Annotated in this window: 12 protein-coding genes and 1 riboswitch; of the genes, 9 read left to right on the top strand and 3 right to left on the bottom strand. The window is 68.9% G+C overall.

Annotated elements, in window-relative coordinates; translation table 11 throughout:
• Positions 1-61 precede the first annotated feature (61 nt).
• The 6 genes from hutU to GD627_RS13685 all read left to right on the top strand — a co-directional run bounded on the left by hutU (position 62) and on the right by GD627_RS13685 (position 8,819).
• Positions 62-1,747 carry a urocanate hydratase gene (gene hutU, locus GD627_RS13655; RefSeq protein ID WP_152272945.1) on the top strand — a complete coding sequence of 562 codons (1,686 nt, stop codon included), beginning with the start codon at positions 62-64 and terminating at the stop codon, positions 1,745-1,747.
• A 29-nt stretch (positions 1,748-1,776) separates the two neighbouring features.
• Positions 1,777-2,988 (top strand): allantoate amidohydrolase, encoded by a 1,212-nt coding sequence (locus GD627_RS13660; protein WP_152272946.1) that lies wholly within the window; start codon positions 1,777-1,779, stop codon positions 2,986-2,988.
• On the top strand, positions 2,985-4,523 hold the full coding sequence (locus GD627_RS13665; RefSeq protein ID WP_152272947.1) for an amidohydrolase family protein: 1,539 nt from the start codon (positions 2,985-2,987) through the stop codon (positions 4,521-4,523). The genes GD627_RS13660 and GD627_RS13665 overlap by 4 nt, the downstream gene beginning before the upstream one ends.
• Positions 4,520-5,758, top strand: a complete 1,239-nt coding sequence (gene hutI / locus GD627_RS13670; RefSeq protein ID WP_152272948.1) for an imidazolonepropionase — start codon at positions 4,520-4,522, stop codon at positions 5,756-5,758. Before GD627_RS13665 ends, hutI begins: the two co-directional genes overlap by 4 nt.
• A 109-nt stretch (positions 5,759-5,867) precedes the next feature.
• Positions 5,868-6,656: a CPBP family intramembrane glutamic endopeptidase gene (locus GD627_RS13675; protein ID WP_152272949.1), complete on the top strand. Its 789-nt coding sequence runs from the start codon at positions 5,868-5,870 to the stop codon at positions 6,654-6,656.
• A gap of 189 nt (positions 6,657-6,845) precedes the next feature.
• Positions 6,846-8,819, top strand: coding sequence for a glycoside hydrolase family 2 protein (locus GD627_RS13685; RefSeq protein ID WP_246165535.1), 1,974 nt, complete (start codon positions 6,846-6,848; stop codon positions 8,817-8,819).
• Positions 8,820-8,929: 110 nt separating this feature from the next.
• Here the strand turns inward: GD627_RS13685 and GD627_RS13690 are convergent, their stop codons facing one another.
• Together GD627_RS13690 and GD627_RS13695 are read right to left on the bottom strand one after the other, a co-directional pair.
• Positions 8,930-9,883, bottom strand: coding sequence for a hypothetical protein (locus GD627_RS13690; RefSeq protein ID WP_152272950.1), 954 nt, complete (start codon positions 9,881-9,883; stop codon positions 8,930-8,932).
• 280 nt (positions 9,884-10,163) lie between these two features.
• Positions 10,164-10,814 (bottom strand): VOC family protein, encoded by a 651-nt coding sequence (locus GD627_RS13695; RefSeq protein ID WP_146363447.1) that lies wholly within the window; start codon positions 10,812-10,814, stop codon positions 10,164-10,166.
• 159 nt (positions 10,815-10,973) lie between these two features.
• Positions 10,974-11,090, top strand: a riboswitch (SAM riboswitch).
• Positions 11,091-11,178: 88 nt separating this feature from the next.
• Between GD627_RS13695 and GD627_RS13700 the strand changes: the two genes are divergently transcribed.
• From GD627_RS13700 to GD627_RS13710, 3 genes are read left to right on the top strand one after another with little or no spacing between them, the layout of a single operon-like run.
• Complete coding sequence (locus GD627_RS13700) at positions 11,179-12,495, top strand: bifunctional o-acetylhomoserine/o-acetylserine sulfhydrylase (protein ID WP_152272951.1); 1,317 nt, start codon at positions 11,179-11,181, stop codon at positions 12,493-12,495.
• Between the two features lie 38 nt (positions 12,496-12,533).
• The gene (metX, locus tag GD627_RS13705) at positions 12,534-13,646 is read left to right on the top strand and encodes a homoserine O-acetyltransferase MetX (protein ID WP_152273114.1); all 1,113 of its coding nucleotides are present in this window, start codon (positions 12,534-12,536) and stop codon (positions 13,644-13,646) included.
• Between the two features lie 60 nt (positions 13,647-13,706).
• Positions 13,707-14,147: an SRPBCC domain-containing protein gene (locus tag GD627_RS13710; RefSeq protein WP_152272952.1), complete on the top strand. Its 441-nt coding sequence runs from the start codon at positions 13,707-13,709 to the stop codon at positions 14,145-14,147.
• Positions 14,148-14,313: 166 nt separating this feature from the next.
• On the opposite strand, the gene GD627_RS13715 is transcribed toward GD627_RS13710, so the two are convergent.
• Entirely contained in the window at positions 14,314-15,156 is an 843-nt protein-coding gene (locus tag GD627_RS13715; protein ID WP_425481931.1) for an SGNH/GDSL hydrolase family protein, read from the bottom strand.
• Positions 15,157-15,226: the final 70 nt, after the last annotated feature.

The raw sequence follows: 15,226 nt of genomic DNA on the forward strand, positions 1-15,226 counted from the left end.
CATCCCAGACACCCCCGCCGGGAGCGCTGCCTCCGGAACCGCCCGGGGCTACGGTCTGGCTATGGCAACCACCTCTGACCCGACCCGCCGCATCCGGGCACCGCGCGGCACCGAGCTCACGGCACGCAGCTGGCAGACCGAGGCTCCGCTGCGGATGCTGATGAACAACCTGGATCCCGAAGTAGCCGAACGCCCCGAGGACCTGGTGGTCTACGGCGGCACCGGCCGGGCCGCCCGCAGCTGGGAAGCCTACGACGCGATGATCCGGACCCTCTCCACCCTCGCCGGGGATGAAACCCTGCTGGTGCAGTCGGGCAAACCCGTCGGCGTCTTCCGCACCCATGAGTGGGCGCCGCGGGTTCTGATCGCCAACTCCAACCTGGTGGGGGACTGGGCCACCTGGCCGGAATTCCGCCGGCTGGAAGCCGAAGGCCTGATGATGTACGGGCAGATGACGGCCGGGTCCTGGATCTACATCGGCACGCAGGGCATCCTGCAGGGCACCTACGAAACCTTTGCCGCCGTCGCCCGCAAGCTCTTCGGGGATGGGAACGCCACCCTCGCCGGCACCCTGACCCTGACCGCCGGCTGCGGCGGCATGGGCGGGGCACAGCCGCTGGCGGTGACGCTGAACGGGGGAGTGGTGCTGATTGTCGACGTCGACGAGGCACGCCTGCGCCGCCGCGAGGGCAAGCGCTACCTGGATGAGGTGGCCCCGGACCTGGACACCGCCGTCGCCCGCGTGATGGCCGCCCGGGCGGAGAAGCGAGCCCTGTCCGTGGGGCTGGTGGGAAACGCGGCCGAGGTGTTCGAGGAAGTGCTGCGCCGGCAGCAGGCCGGGGAAGTCACGGTGGACATTGTCACGGACCAGACCTCCGCCCATGATCCGCTGAGCTACCTGCCGGTCGGCATTCCGGTGGACCGGTGGCAGGCCGAAGCCGCGGCGGATCCGGAAGCTTTCACCAAGCAGGCGCGCGAATCCATGACCCGGCACGTTGCCGCGATGGTCGGGTTCCAGGATGCCGGGGCTGAAGTGTTCGACTACGGCAACTCCATCCGCGACGAGGCCCGGCAGGGCGGCTACGACCGTGCCTTCGACTTCCCCGGCTTTGTCCCCGCCTACATCCGCCCGCTGTTCTGCGAGGGGATGGGCCCGTTCCGCTGGGTGGCGCTCTCCGGGGATCCGGCGGACATTGCGGTCACGGACGCCGCCATCAAGGAGCTGTTTCCGGAGAACGTGCGCCTGCACCGCTGGATTGACGCCGCGGCCGAGCATGTGGAGTTCGAGGGGTTGCCGGCGCGGATCTGCTGGCTGGGCTACGGAGACCGGGCCAAGGCCGGACTGCTGTTCAACCGGCTCGTCGCCGAGGGGAAGGTGAGCGCGCCCATTGTGATCGGCCGGGACCACCTGGATTCGGGATCGGTCGCCTCCCCGTACCGGGAGACCGAGGCCATGGCCGACGGGTCGGACGCCATCGCGGACTGGCCGCTGCTCAACGCCCTGCTCAACACCGCGTCCGGCGCCACCTGGGTGTCGCTGCACCACGGCGGCGGCGTGGGCATCGGCCGGTCCATCCACGCCGGGCAGGTGGGTGTGGCGGACGGCACCGAGCTGGCGGCCCGCAAGCTGGAAACCCTGCTGACCAATGATCCGGGCACCGGCGTGATGCGCCACGCCGACGCCGGCTACCCCCGGGCCGCGGAGGTCGCCGCCGACCGGGGGATACGCATCCCCATGAACGAATAGGACGCCCACGAGGATGGGAAGCTAGGGGCATGGGAACCAATAGCTCCACCGTCAACACCCTGCTCGCCTCCATTGCCGACGTCGGACGCGACTCCCGGCGCGGAGGCTACTCGCGTCCGGTCTTTTCGACGCCGGAGCTGACGCTGCGCGAGTGGTTCCAGCAGGAGGCACAGCGCCGCGGCCTTGGGGTGGAAACGGACCGCAACGGCATCCTCTGGGCGTGGTGGGGAGAACCCGAACGCGGGGCGCTGGTCACGGGCAGCCATCTGGATTCCGTACCCGGAGGCGGCGCCTTCGACGGGCCGCTGGGGGTGGCGTCCGCGCTAGCCGCCGTGGATGTGCTGCGCGAACGCGGCATCACCCGCAACCGCTCCCTGGCCATCACCGTGTTCCCCGAAGAGGAGGGCTCCCGCTTCGGACTCGCGTGCCTGGGATCCCGGCTGCTTACCGGAGACATCGATGCGGACAAGGCCCGGAACCTGCGCGATGCGGACGGAACCACCTTCGCAGACGCTGCCCGCGCAAACGGACTCGATCCTGACCGGCTGGGACGCGACGAGAACGCACTGGCCCGGATCGGGGACTTCGTGGAACTGCATGTGGAACAGGGGCGCGGGCTGGGAGAGAACGGGCCGTCCGTTGCCGTGGGCGGATCCGTGCTGGGCCACGGCCGCTGGCGGATCAGTGTCTCCGGGCAGGGTAACCACGCGGGGACCACGGCCATGGCGGACCGCGCCGACCCCCTGGTGGCTGCCGCGCAGATCATCCTCGCCGTCCAGCAGGCTGCCGCTGCCATCGACGGCGCCCGGGCCACGGTGGGACGGATTTCGCCGATCCCCGGCGGCACCAACGTCATCGCCTCGCGGGTGGATCTGTGGCTCGACGCGCGGCACCCGGACGACGCCGCAGCACTGGCCCTCGTAGAAACCATTCACGGCAAGGCCCAGAAGATCGCCGCCTTCGAAGGCTGCACCGTGTCCCTGACTCCGGAATCCTGGACCGGGTCCGTGAGCTTCGATCCCGCGCTGGGCCGCAGCCTGGAACTGGCGCTGCCCGGAGCTCCGGTGCTGGCCACCGGAGCCGGCCACGACGCCGGCATCCTCGCCGGACACGTTCCGTCGGGCATGCTGTTTGTCCGCAACCCCACCGGCATTTCGCATTCCCCGGAGGAGCATGTGGAAGCGGAGGACGCCGACGCCGGTGCCGAGGCGCTCGCCGATGTGCTGGAGGCGCTGCTGTGAGCGGAGCCGGGGACGGTGCCGGGCCCGGTGCCGGTGCCGGTGCGGGGGCCGGTGGGGTCGGTGCCGGTGCCAGGGCCGGCGGGGCCAAACCGGCCGGAAACACCGCCGTCTGGTGTGAGGCCGGATGGTACGGGGGCCGCATCCGGAGGGGGATCCGCCTGACGGTCGACTCCGCGGGGACAGTCACCGCAGCCACTCCCGGGGCGGCACCGGAGCCGGGAGACCTGGTGCTGGCCGGCGTCGTTTTCCCCGCAGCGGCCAACGCCCACTCACATGCCTTCCACCGGGTGCTGCGCGGGCGCACCCACACCGCCGGAGATTTCTGGGGCTGGCGGGAGCAGATGTACGCGGCTGCCGGGTCGCTGACCCCGGAGCTGTACGAGCAGCTGGCCACTGCCGTGTTTGCCGAGATGGTGGTCTCCGGCTACACCAGCGTGGCCGAGTTCCACTACGTGCATCATGCTCCGGACGGTTCCCCCTATCCGGAGCACAGGATGGAAACGGCCCTGGCCCGTGCCGCGGTTGCCGCCGGCATCCGGCTGACCCTGCTGGACGCCTGTTACCTGGCCGGCGGGTTCGGCGCGGGCAGTTCCGGCATCGGCGGTTCCGGGTCCGCCGGTTCCGGCACGAAAGGATCCGGCACGAGCAGATCCGGGGTGCCGCTGGAGCCGAGGCAGCAGCGGTTCGGGGACGCCGATGCCGATGCCTGGCTGGATCGGTTCGCCTCGCTTCAGGCTGCGGTCGCGGCATCCTTCGATCCGGAGCAGGTGAGCCTCGGGGCAGCCCTGCACTCCGTCCGTGCCGTACCGGAAGCTGCACTGGCCCGCATTGCGGAGCGGCTGCCGGCCGGAATACCGCTGCACATCCACCTTTCGGAGCAGCCGCAGGAAAACACCGACTGCCTTGCGGCCACCGGTCTGACACCCGCCGGGCTGCTGCACCGGCACGGGCTGCTCAGCCGGCGGCTCTCGGCGGTGCACGCTACGCACCTGACCGACGCGGACCTGGCCCTGCTGGGGGAAGCAGGTGCCACGGCGGTGTTCTGCCCGACCACCGAAGCCGATCTGGCGGACGGGCTGGGCCGCGCTGCAGGGCTGCGGAACGCCGGAGTTGCCCTGGCGCTGGGCAGCGACCAGCACGCCGTCGTCGACCCCTGGCAGGAAATGCGGGCACTGGAATACGGTGAACGGCTGCGGACCGGGAAGCGCGGAACCTTTACCCCCGCCGAGCTGCACTTCGCCGCCTCCGACGCCGGAGCCGCGGCACAGGGGAGAACCGCCCCCGGACTGGAACCCGGAAAGACCTGCGACCTCATGGCCGTGAATCCGCACAGCGTCCGCACTGCCGGCTCGGACCCCGGCCAGCTGGCCCTGACGGCCACCGCCGCGGATGTGACGGCCGTCGTCGTCGGCGGCCGGCTCCGTGCCGAAAACGGCAGGCACGCCACCCTCGGTGATCCGGCTGTCCTGCTGCGTGCTGCCCTGGCCGCCGTCGACTCCGCACCCCCGATCCCGGAAGGAACCCGGCGCCGATGAGCTCCGCTTCGAAACTGGTCACGAACATCGGCGAACTCTCCACGCAGGACCTCGCCGCGGACACGCCCGTGCTGCGGGATGCCGCGGTGGTGTTCGAGGGGGAGCGGATCAGCTGGATCGGCCCGGCGCGGCAGGCCCCTGCGGCGGACGAGGTGGTCGACGCCGGCGGCCGGGCCGGTCTGCCGGGCTGGGTGGACTCGCACACCCACCTGGTTTTTGCCGGGGACCGCAGCGCGGAGTTCGACGCGCGGATGGCGGGGCAGGCATACGAAGCCGGCGGGATCGCCGTCACCACGGAGGCGACCCGGGCGGCGTCGGACTATGACCTGACCCGGCTCCTCCTGGCCCGGGCCGCCGAAGCAGCGGCCGGCGGCACCACCTACCTGGAAACCAAGACCGGTTACGGGCTGAGCGTGGAGGAGGAGCGCCGGCATGCCCGGATCGCGTCCACGGTGGCGGACACCGTCACCTTCCTGGGCGCGCACCTGGTCCCGGACGGAGCCGACGCCGACGAGTACACGGACCTCGTCTGCACGGACATGCTCGCCGCCGTCCGGCCGTATGTGCAGTGGGCCGACGTCTTCTGCGAACAGGGTGCCTTCACCACCGACCAGTCCCGGCGGGTGCTGCAGGCGGCCCGGGAGGCCGGCCTGGGGCTGCGGGTGCACGGGAACCAGCTGGGGCCCGGGGCCGGGGTGCAGCTGGCGGTGGAGTTCGGGGCGGCCAGCGTGGACCACGTGAACCACCTGTCCGACGACGACGTCGCGACGCTCGCGGACAGCTGGTCCGGGTGGGACGACGCTGGTGCTGGTGCTGGTGCTCCCGGTGCCGGAACGGTGGCGACCTGCCTGCCCGCCTGTGACCTGTCCACCCGCGCACCGCTGGCCCCGGCCCGGCGGCTGCTGGACGCCGGAGTGCAGGTGGCGCTGGCCTCGAACTGCAACCCGGGCACCTCCTACACCAGCTCCATGAATTTCTGCGTGGCCACTGCGGTGCTGCAGATGGGCCTGACCGTGCAGGAAGCCGTGCGGGCAGCAACCTATGGCGGGGCCCTGGCCCTGCGGGTGCACGCCGGGGAGGACCGGGACGGTGCTCGGGCCGTGGGATCCCTGGCGGTGGGGCACCGGGCGGATCTGCAGCTGTTGAACGCTCCCTCGGTTGCCCACCTGGCGTACCGGCCCGGCATGCCATTGACCGGTCCGGTGTTCCGGGCCGGGGAGCTCGTCCGCCGCTGAATTGCGGCGCTGACTTCCGGCGGGGGCTGGTGTCCGGGTCAAACCCCGGGGAAGCGCAAACCGGGCCGGCAGCATCCGGCACCGGCACCCGTCCGGCACAATGGTGTGCATGTCAGTTGCCTCCCCTTCCGCCCAAGCCGGGTCCCTGGATCCGCGGGCACGCCGGATGCTGGTGTTCGAAATCCTGATCGTGCTGGGACTGTCGCTGGGCAAGTCCGGGGTTTACGCCGTCGTCCAGCTCATTGAAAAAGCCACGAAGGCTCCGCTGGCCAGCCAGACCACCACGCTGAATCCGGTCCTCGACGAGCAGCCCTGGTTCGACCTGGTCTACCAGCTGCTTGGCATCTTCTTTTCGCTGCTGCCGGTGGCGCTGGTCCTGTTCCTGCTGACCGAGCCGGGGAAGTCTGCGTTCCGCCGGATCGGCTTCACCTTTGCCCGGCCGCTTCGGGACTTCGGTCTGGGCGTGGCCCTGGCCGCGGTGATCGGCGTCGGCACCCTGGGTGTCTATGCCGGCGGCCGGGCGCTGGGCCTCACCACAGCCCTGGTCCCCGCAGCCCTGGACACCTACTGGTGGACCCTGCCGGTGCTGATCCTCTCCGCCATGCGGCATGCCGTGCTGGAGGAAGTCATTGTGGTGGGCTACCTGTTCCTGCGGTTGCGGCAGCTGGGCTGGGGGACGCCGGCGATCATCCTGACCAGTGCCCTGATCCGGGCCAGCTACCACCTGTACCAGGGGATCGGCCCCGGGATCGGGAACTTCCTGATGGGCCTGCTCTTCGGCTACGCCTACTACAAAACGCGCCGGGTGATGCCGCTGGTCATCGCGCACGCGCTGGTGGATATTGCCGGGTTTGTCGGGTTTGCCCTGTTCGGTCCGGCCATTGGAATCGGCAACTGACGCGCCTGCCCCCGTTGGAACGCCTGGAACCGGCGTCGGTGACGGGAGCGGCAATGGACCCTGGCACCGGGACCGCCGCACCGGACCCTGGCACCAGGACCGCTGCACCGAACCCTGACACCAGACACCGGCACCGGACCCTGGCACCAGGACCGCCGAGAAAAAGGAGAACACAGCCCAGTGACACTGATGACCGCCTGGGGGACGGAGCTGGACCCGGCCGCCGTGCTGCAGGAATACCCCCGGCCCCAGCTCGTCCGCGACAGCTATCTGAACCTGAACGGGTACTGGGAGTATGCCGTCACCCCCGCCAGCCGGGAGCAGGCACCGGACGAATGGGACGGGCAGATTCTGGTGCCGTTCTCGCCGGAGGCACCGCTGTCCGGGGTTTCCCGGCAGCTCCGGCCCGAGGAAGCGCTCTGGTACCGGAGGGGCGTTTCCCTGCCGGAGGGTTTCGCGGGGGAGCGGGTGCTGCTGCACTTCGGCGCCGTGGACTCCAGCTGCACGGTGACGGTTAACGGTGTGCCGGTGGGCGGGCACGAGGGCGGTTACCTGCCGTTCGCCCTGGATGTTACCGGTGCGCTGGACGGTTCCGCTGAGGAGCAGGAAATCATCGTCCGGGTCCGGGACGTCAGCGACACCGGCTACCACAGCCGCGGCAAGCAGAAACTGGACCGGGGCGGGATCTGGTACACGGCGCAGTCCGGGATCTGGCAGACCGTGTGGCTGGAGTCAGTGCCCAGGACATCCATCGGCGGGTTGGCCCTGGTGCCGGAGCTGGACGCGGTGACGATCACGGTGCTGGTTGATGATGCGCGCGCACCGGGCGGGGACCGCGGGGACGGCGTGCCGGGTGCGGACGATGCGGACGGCGGGGACGGCGTGCCGGGCGCGGACGATGTGGACGGCGTGCCGGGCGGGGACGATGCAGCGGGCGCGGATGATGCGGCCCCGGGCCATGTGCCTGGCGCAGGCACCTCTCCCGGAAGCCTCGACGGCGGAAGCTACGGCCCCGGTCGTACTGCGGACCTGACGGCGGAGATCACCGTGTCCTCGGCCGGACAGACCGTAGCCCATGCCGCCGTCGGGCCCGGCGTTCCGCTGCGCATCCCGATTCCCGATCCCCACCTGTGGACCCCGGAGGATCCGTTTCTCTACGACGTCGAGGTGCGGCTGCTGGCCGGCGGGCGCGAAATCGACCAGGTGCAAAGCTACACGGGGCTGCGGACCTTCGGCATGGGCCCCGACGCCGCAGGACGGCAGCGGCTGCTGCTCAACGGCCGGCCCTATTTCCACGCGGGCCTGCTGGACCAGGGGTACTGGCCGGACGGACTGTACACCGCGCCGTCGGACGCGGCGCTTGCCTCGGACATTGACCGGGCCCGGGGCCTGGGCTTCACCATGCTGCGCAAGCACATCAAGATCGAACCGTTGCGCTGGTACTACCACTGCGACCGGCTGGGAATCCTGGTGTGGCAGGACCTGGTCAACGGCGGCACCACCTACCGGCACTCGGTGGTCACCGCTCCCGTGGTGGGCGGAACACACCGGCGCGATGACGCCTATCTGGCCTTCGGCCGGGATGATGAGGCCGGCCGGGCGGAGTTCCTGGCGGAACTGCAGGGCACGGTCGAGCTGCTGCAGAACACCGTTTCCCTGGCCGTTTGGGTGCCCTTCAACGAAGGCTGGGGCCAGTTCGACGCCAACGCCGTTGCCGGGAAGCTTCGTACGCTGGATCCTACCCGCAGCATCGACCATGCCAGCGGCTGGCATGACCAGGGCGGCGGCGACCTGAAAAGCGTGCACGTCTACTTCCATCGGTTCCGGCTGCGGAAGAGCTGGCTGCACGGAAGCCGCGCCGTCGTCCTGTCCGAATACGGCGGCTACAGCCTGCGGATCCCCGGGCACACCTTCAACGCCAAGGAGTTCGGCTACCGGAGCTTCCGGACCCGGCAGGCGCTGCAGCGGGCTTACCGCCGGCTGCATGCCCGGCAGATCGAACCGGCGGTGGCCCGGGGGCTGGCTGCCACGGTCTATACACAGCTCACCGACGTCGAGGACGAGGTCAACGGGCTGCTGACCTATGACCGGGCGGTGCTCAAGATCGATGGCGGGGCGCTGCGGGAAACCAATGCCCGCCTGATCCGTGCGGCCGGCGGGTGACTGCCGGGGGCGCTTCGCCTTGGGCAAATCGACCGGTTTGCACTTATCCGCCCAGTTTAAAGGGGCAGAAAAAACGTTATCCGGGCGGAAAAGTGCGAACCGGACGCAAATCAACGCCGCCGGTTTCTTGGCACACCGGCCCGGACAAGCCCTTGGACCAAACCGTCAGGATTCCGTGGTGAGTCCGTGATGTCGGTCCAGGACCAGCGGACAAACCCCACACCGGTCGCCCGGATCGCGTCTTCACGCCGTTTTTCCCTGGTTAGGGTTTCCCACGAAGGGGCCGTGCCGGCACCGGGTACCGTGGCGCCACGGCCGTATTTCACCGCTCCGTCAAACTCCCCGACAACCCTTTGCTCCCGCCAATAGAAATCCGTCCGGCCCAGGAACCGTCCGCCGGCAGAATGGAAGTCCTGCTGGAGCTCCGGGGCCGCAAATCCATATCCGTGGAGCACCGCCCGGGAGAAGGACTCGCCGGGGGACTCCGCGCGTGCGTCCGCGAAATCAATGACCCTTACCGCCCGCCGGTGTTTGGCCCGGTCAGGCAGCCGCTCCGCAACCATGTACAGATGGTCCTTGCTGAGGGGCTCGAATCCCCTGACCGGATCCGGGCGCAGTACGTGGTCCATGGCGGGGACGGCTTGCCGGAAGGGAAGGTAGGCAGCCATATCGATAACAGTCTGGGCCCGGGTGGTGAGGTCGGCGCCGTCTCTTTGGGTCACGGATTCAAGGAGCTTCCGTTCGGTCCATCTGAGGTCGCCGCGGCGCCGCCCGCGGGTGGCCTGAGAGCTGAGCAGAAGTATCTCCGTGGATGCACCTATAACGGGGATGCCCCATATCAGCGCCGCAGATTGCTGCACCAGCACCCGGGGTCCTTTGCCGGTTTCTACTGCTGCGGTGATCCGCAGGCGCTCACGCTCCCATCGGGGCAGCCTGTTCCATTCAGCAGAGGCCACATAAACGCCACGCCGCAGCCGCACCAGCTCTCCGGCGGCACAGCGCTTCGCCAGCGGCCTACCCCGGTCGGACGCGCCGTCGGCCGCGAACATCAATTCAGGATCCATGAGGCCAGGCCTACGGGAGGTACAGGCCGCCTGCGAGCGTGCTGCAACTGGTTGTGGAAAACCCCCGTTTCCAAAAGAATCGACCAGTTGCTGCTTCTGCTGCCGGTTTGAACCGGGCGGGAAAGCTCAAACCGGTCGCAGAAGCCCAAACCGGACGGGAAACCGGTCGCAGAAGCCCAAACCGGGCGGGAAACCGGGCGCAGAAGCCCAACCCGGCCGAGAAACCGGCCGGAAAACCCCAAACCGGCCGGAAAACCCCAACCCGGACGGGAAACCCGAGCTAGATCTCGACCGGCCCGTTCGCGGTATCGAAGGTGACGGACATGATGCCCGGCGTCCCGGCGGGGGCAATCCACGTGACGTCGACGTTCTCCAGCGGCTTCTCCACGGGCTGGCCCAGCCAGTCCGTGACGCGCGCGGCAGACCCGGCAATGGTCAGGGACTTCAGCTTGACGGAGCCCGGCATACCCGGAAGCGCGTTGGAGGGGTGCAGCTCCTCGGTGCCGTCATCCCAGCGCAGCAGGTAGGGCACCTGCGGGTCAGCGATCAGCCCGTTGATGCCGATCTGGCGCCAGGTCAGCTCCTGGCCGTCCGGGAATTTGCGGTTGCCCGGCACGGAGGCCCGGCCCAGGCGTTCCTCGAAGGGAGAGAGGTCATCCAGAGCGACGCACCAGCCCATCCAGCCGCCGCCGCATTCGGAGCGCTGGCGCACGGCCTGGCCGAAGGGGGCCTTGTCCGACGCCGGGTGGTTCAGCACCTCCACCACCTCCACGTACTGGTTGTTGGCGAGGGGCAGGATCATATTGCGGGTACCGAAGCGGGGATGGACCCCACCCTTCACGAAATCGGCACCGAGTGCAGCAGCAATCCTTTCGGTGGTGGCCAGAAGACCGTCGGATTCACAGGCATAAGAAACATGGTCCAAGCGCATGCGGCCCATTGTGGCACGTTGTGATACCCGTCTCGACCAAGGGAAGCCTAAGACCGGACTTTTCCTCCCCATGCTGCCAATCTGTAACCAAAACGGCCGGCCTTTCACGGTTCGTCACAGAGGTTGCATGATCGCTGCGGATCGGTTTCTATAGGTGCAGGTCATGAGTGCCAGCAGATAGCCCCGGCTTGCTGGCCGGCAACCCTCCAACCGCGGTGGGGTGCCCCGGGTGAAGACCTGGCCGTACGCCAAAAGGGCGTCCGGCAAGCGCGGGTCCCACAGCCCTACCGGAATTCCGGTGCATCATCCGGCGTACCCGGATGTCCCGGCTGGCGTTGTGCGGCCCCTGGTTTAAGGGAGCATCATGAGTGCAGATTGGTCGTTCGAAACCCGCCAGATCCACGCAGGACAGGAGCCCGACGCCGTCACCGGCGCCCGCGCCCTGCCGATCTACCAGACATCGTCCTTCGTCTTTCCCAGCGCTGAGGCAGCCGCAAACCGGTTTGCCCTGGCCGAACTGGAACCCATCTACACCCGGATCGGCAACCCGACCCAGGAAGCGGTGGAGAACCGGATTGCGTCCCTGGAAGGCGGCGTCGGCGCGCTGCTGCTGGCCTCGGGACAGGCTGCCGAAACCTTCGCGCTGCTCAACGTGGCCCAGGCCGGGGATCACATCGTCGCCAGCCCGAGTCTCTACGGCGGCACCTACAACCTGTTGAAGCACACGCTGAAGAAGTTCGGCATTGAGACCACGTTCGTGGAGAACCCGGACAACCTGGACCAGTGGCGGGACGCCGTGCAGCCCAACACCAAGGCGTTCTTCGGCGAGGTGGTCTCCAACCCGCGCCAGGACGTCCTGGACCTCGAGGGGATCAGCGCCGTCGCCCACAACGCCGGCGTCCCCCTGATCGTGGACAGCACCCTCTCCACGCCGTACCTGATCCGGCCGTTCGAATGGGGCGCCGACATTGTGGTCCACTCGGCCACGAAATACCTCGGCGGGCACGGCAACTCCATTGCCGGAGTGATCGTGGATTCGGGCAACTTCGATTTCGCGGCCGATCCGGAGAAGTTCCCCGGCTTCAACACCCCGGATGAGAGCTACAACGGCCTGGTCTACGCCCGGGACCTCGGCGTCAATGGCGCCCTGGGAGCCAACCTGGCCTTCATCCTCAAGGCGCGGGTGCAGCTGCTGCGCGATCTCGGTGCGGCCGTCTCCCCGTTCAACGCGTTCCTCATTGCCCAGGGCCTGGAAACCCTGAGCCTGCGGGTGGAACGGCATGTGGCCAACGCCGTCGCCGTCGCCACCTGGCTGGAAAACCACGACGACGTCGTGTCGGTCTCGTATGCCGGGCTGGAATCCAGCCCCTGGTTTGAGCGCGGACGCAAATACGGCCCGCGCGGCACCGGTGCCATTGTGTCCTTCGAAATCGACGGCGGGGTGGAAGCCGGCAAACGCTTCGTCGACGGACTGGAGCTGCACTCGCATGTGGCCAACGTGGGGGACGTGCGCTCGCTGGTGATCCATCCGGCGTCGACCACGCACAGCCAGCTGGGTGCCGAAGCGCAGCTGGCTGCGGGGGTCAGCCCCGGGCTGGTCCGGCTCTCGGTCGGCATCGAGCACATTGATGACATCCTCGCGGACCTCGACGCCGGCTTCCGGGCCGCCAAGGGGGCGTAACCTCCGTGCCCCGGCGTCCGGCCCCGCAGTGCGAGCCGCTGCGGACGCCGCTGCAGCACCCCGCCGGAAAGGACGGGGTGCTGCAGTACGCCGGTATCGGCGGACTGGACCTGGAAACCGGCGGGTACCTGCCCGACGTCGTTCTCGCCTATGAGACGTGGGGGCAGCTGGACGCCGATGCCGGGAACGCAGTGCTGATCCCGCATGCCCTGACCGGCAGCAGCCACGTGGCCCGGGGGAGCAGTACCGAGCCGGGCTGGTGGGAAGAACTCGTGGGACCCGGCCGGACCGTGGACACCAACCGGTACTTTGTGGTGTCGGTCAACATGCTGGGTGGCTGCTACGGGTCCACCGGGCCTTCCTCGCCCGACGCCGCCGGACTGCCCTGGGGGTCACGGTTCCCCTTCGTTACCATCCGCGATTCCGTGCGGGCAGAGGCGCGGCTGGCCGACGGGCTGGGCATTGCCCGCTGGCATACCGTGCTGGGCGGTTCGCTCGGGGGAGCGCGGGCGCTGGAATGGGCGGTGACCGAGCCGGACCGGGTGCTGCACTGCGGAGTGATTGCCGCTACGGCTGCCAGCACTGCGGAGCAGATCGCGTTTGCCCAGGCGCAGCTGGCGGCCATCCGCCTGGACCCGGCGTTCAACGGGGGCGATTACTACAACGGTGCGCCGCCGCTGGCCGGACTCGGCCTGGCCCGCCGGATTGCGCACATCACCTACCGGTCCGAGCCGGAACTGGACTATCGGTTCGGCCGCACCCCGCAGACGGCGGAGGATCCGTTCGGCGCCGCACTCCCGGCCGGTCGGGGGCGGTACTCCGTGGAAAGCTATTTGGACCACCAGGCATGGAAGCTGGCCGGACGGTTCGACGCCAACAGCTACCTGGTGCTGACCGAAGCACTGGTGAGCCACGACGTCGCCCGCGGCCGGGGATCGCTCCGCGCGGCGCTCGCAGGCACCACGGCGGACTTTTTCATTGCCGCGGTGGAATCGGACCGGCTGTATTTTCCGCAGCAGTCGGCGGATCTGGCTGCCGCCCTGCCCCGGGGAACCTCCGTCCACCTCATCCGGGCGCCCATCGGCCACGACGGGTTCCTGACCAGCATCCGGGAGATTTCGGGCGCGCTGAAACGTGAGGTCTTCGGGTAGGCCGCCGCCAAAGAGGGCGTGCCCTTGTCCGCCGCGGCAATTCATGGGAGAACATTTCCCATGGCAGATCGGATCTCACTCTCCGGCCGGGCACAGTGCACTCCGGAGGTGCTCTGGCACGTACTGGTCGATAACCGGGCCGCATGGTGGCCGGACATGGACTTCGCTCCGCATCCCGGAGCGCCGCTGACGGAGCGGTGGAGCGAGGACGGGGTGGAGCACACCGCCACGGGGACGGTCCTGGCCGTCGCCCCGGGCCGGCTGCTCTCCTTCCGGTGGACGGCGCCCGAATGGGGCGCGCACACGGTGGTCAGCTTCGAACTGACCGATGAGGTTGATGCCACCGGGGTGGAGGTCTCCGAAAGCGGCTTTGCGGGGCTCGACGCCGGAATGGGCGCCGTGCTTTCCGCAGCCCACCGGGAGGGCTGGGCCTTTCACCTGGCAAACCTCATAGAGCAGGCGGAGAAAACCGACCAGGCCCGGCAGTCGGGCGGCTCCTGACGCAGCGCCGGCGCGGGACGACGACGGCGGGCGGCTTCAGCGGTCCGCCGGTCTTCGGTCCCGGCGGTCCTAGTTGTGCTGAGGCACTAGTTGGACTGAGACACTGGCCGGACTGAGGCACCTAACCGAGACACCTAACCCCGACTGAGACACCTGACCGAGAGACCTAGTCGGCCGAACCCTGCGGCATGGGTTGCCCGAAAATCGGTCCGGCCTCAGGGCGCTTGGCCGAGATTCCGTCCCCGGAGGACTGGTGCCGCACCCGGCGGACCACCCAGGGCAGCAGGAATTCGCGGGCCCAGACCATGTCCTCGGTGCGGGCCGTCCGCCAGTTCTTGGGGGGCAGCGGCTTGGTTTCCAGCGGCTGCAGGGAGTGCGGCACGTGCAGGGTGTCCAGCACCATGGCGGCAATGGTGTGGTGTCCCAGCGGAGAGAAATGCAGCCGGTCCGGTGCCCACATCTGCGGATCTCCCAATTCGCGCAGCGCCCACATGTCCGCAATGACAGCGCCGTGCCGCTTGGCGACGGTCCGCAGGTTTTCGTTGTAGATTGCGGCCCGGCCGCGGACGCTGCTCAGCACGGGGGTGTTGCCGAGGTCAGGTCCCGTGAACAGGACAACCCCGGCACCTGAGGCGCGCAGCCTGGCCACGGCGCCGTCCATGCGTTCGGCCAGCCGGTCCGGATCACCGCCGGGCCGGATCACGTCATTGCCGCCGGCGCAGATGGTTACCAGATCCGGTTTCAGGGCCAGCGCCGGTTCCAGCTGCTCGTCGATGATCTGGTTCAGCAGCCGCCCCCGGATCGCCAGGTTTGCGTAGGCGAAATCCGGCTGCTCCGACGCCAGCTCCTCGGCGACGCGGTCCGCCCAGCCGCGGTTGCCGCCCGGACTGTTCGGATCGGGATCTCCGATGCCTTCGGTGAAGGAATCGCCCATGGCCACGAACCGGGACCAGAGGTGCAGCGGCTGCTGCTCCTGCCGGGAATCGGGGAGGGAAACGGCTTCGGGCAAAGAATTTGTACTCACCGGTCAATACTCGCAAACCGTGCCTCGGCTACGCGACCGTAGGTTCCAATTTGCG

The sequence above is a fragment of the Arthrobacter yangruifuii genome, from assembly GCF_009192775.1.
Lineage (GTDB): Bacteria > Actinomycetota > Actinomycetes > Actinomycetales > Micrococcaceae > Arthrobacter_B > Arthrobacter_B yangruifuii.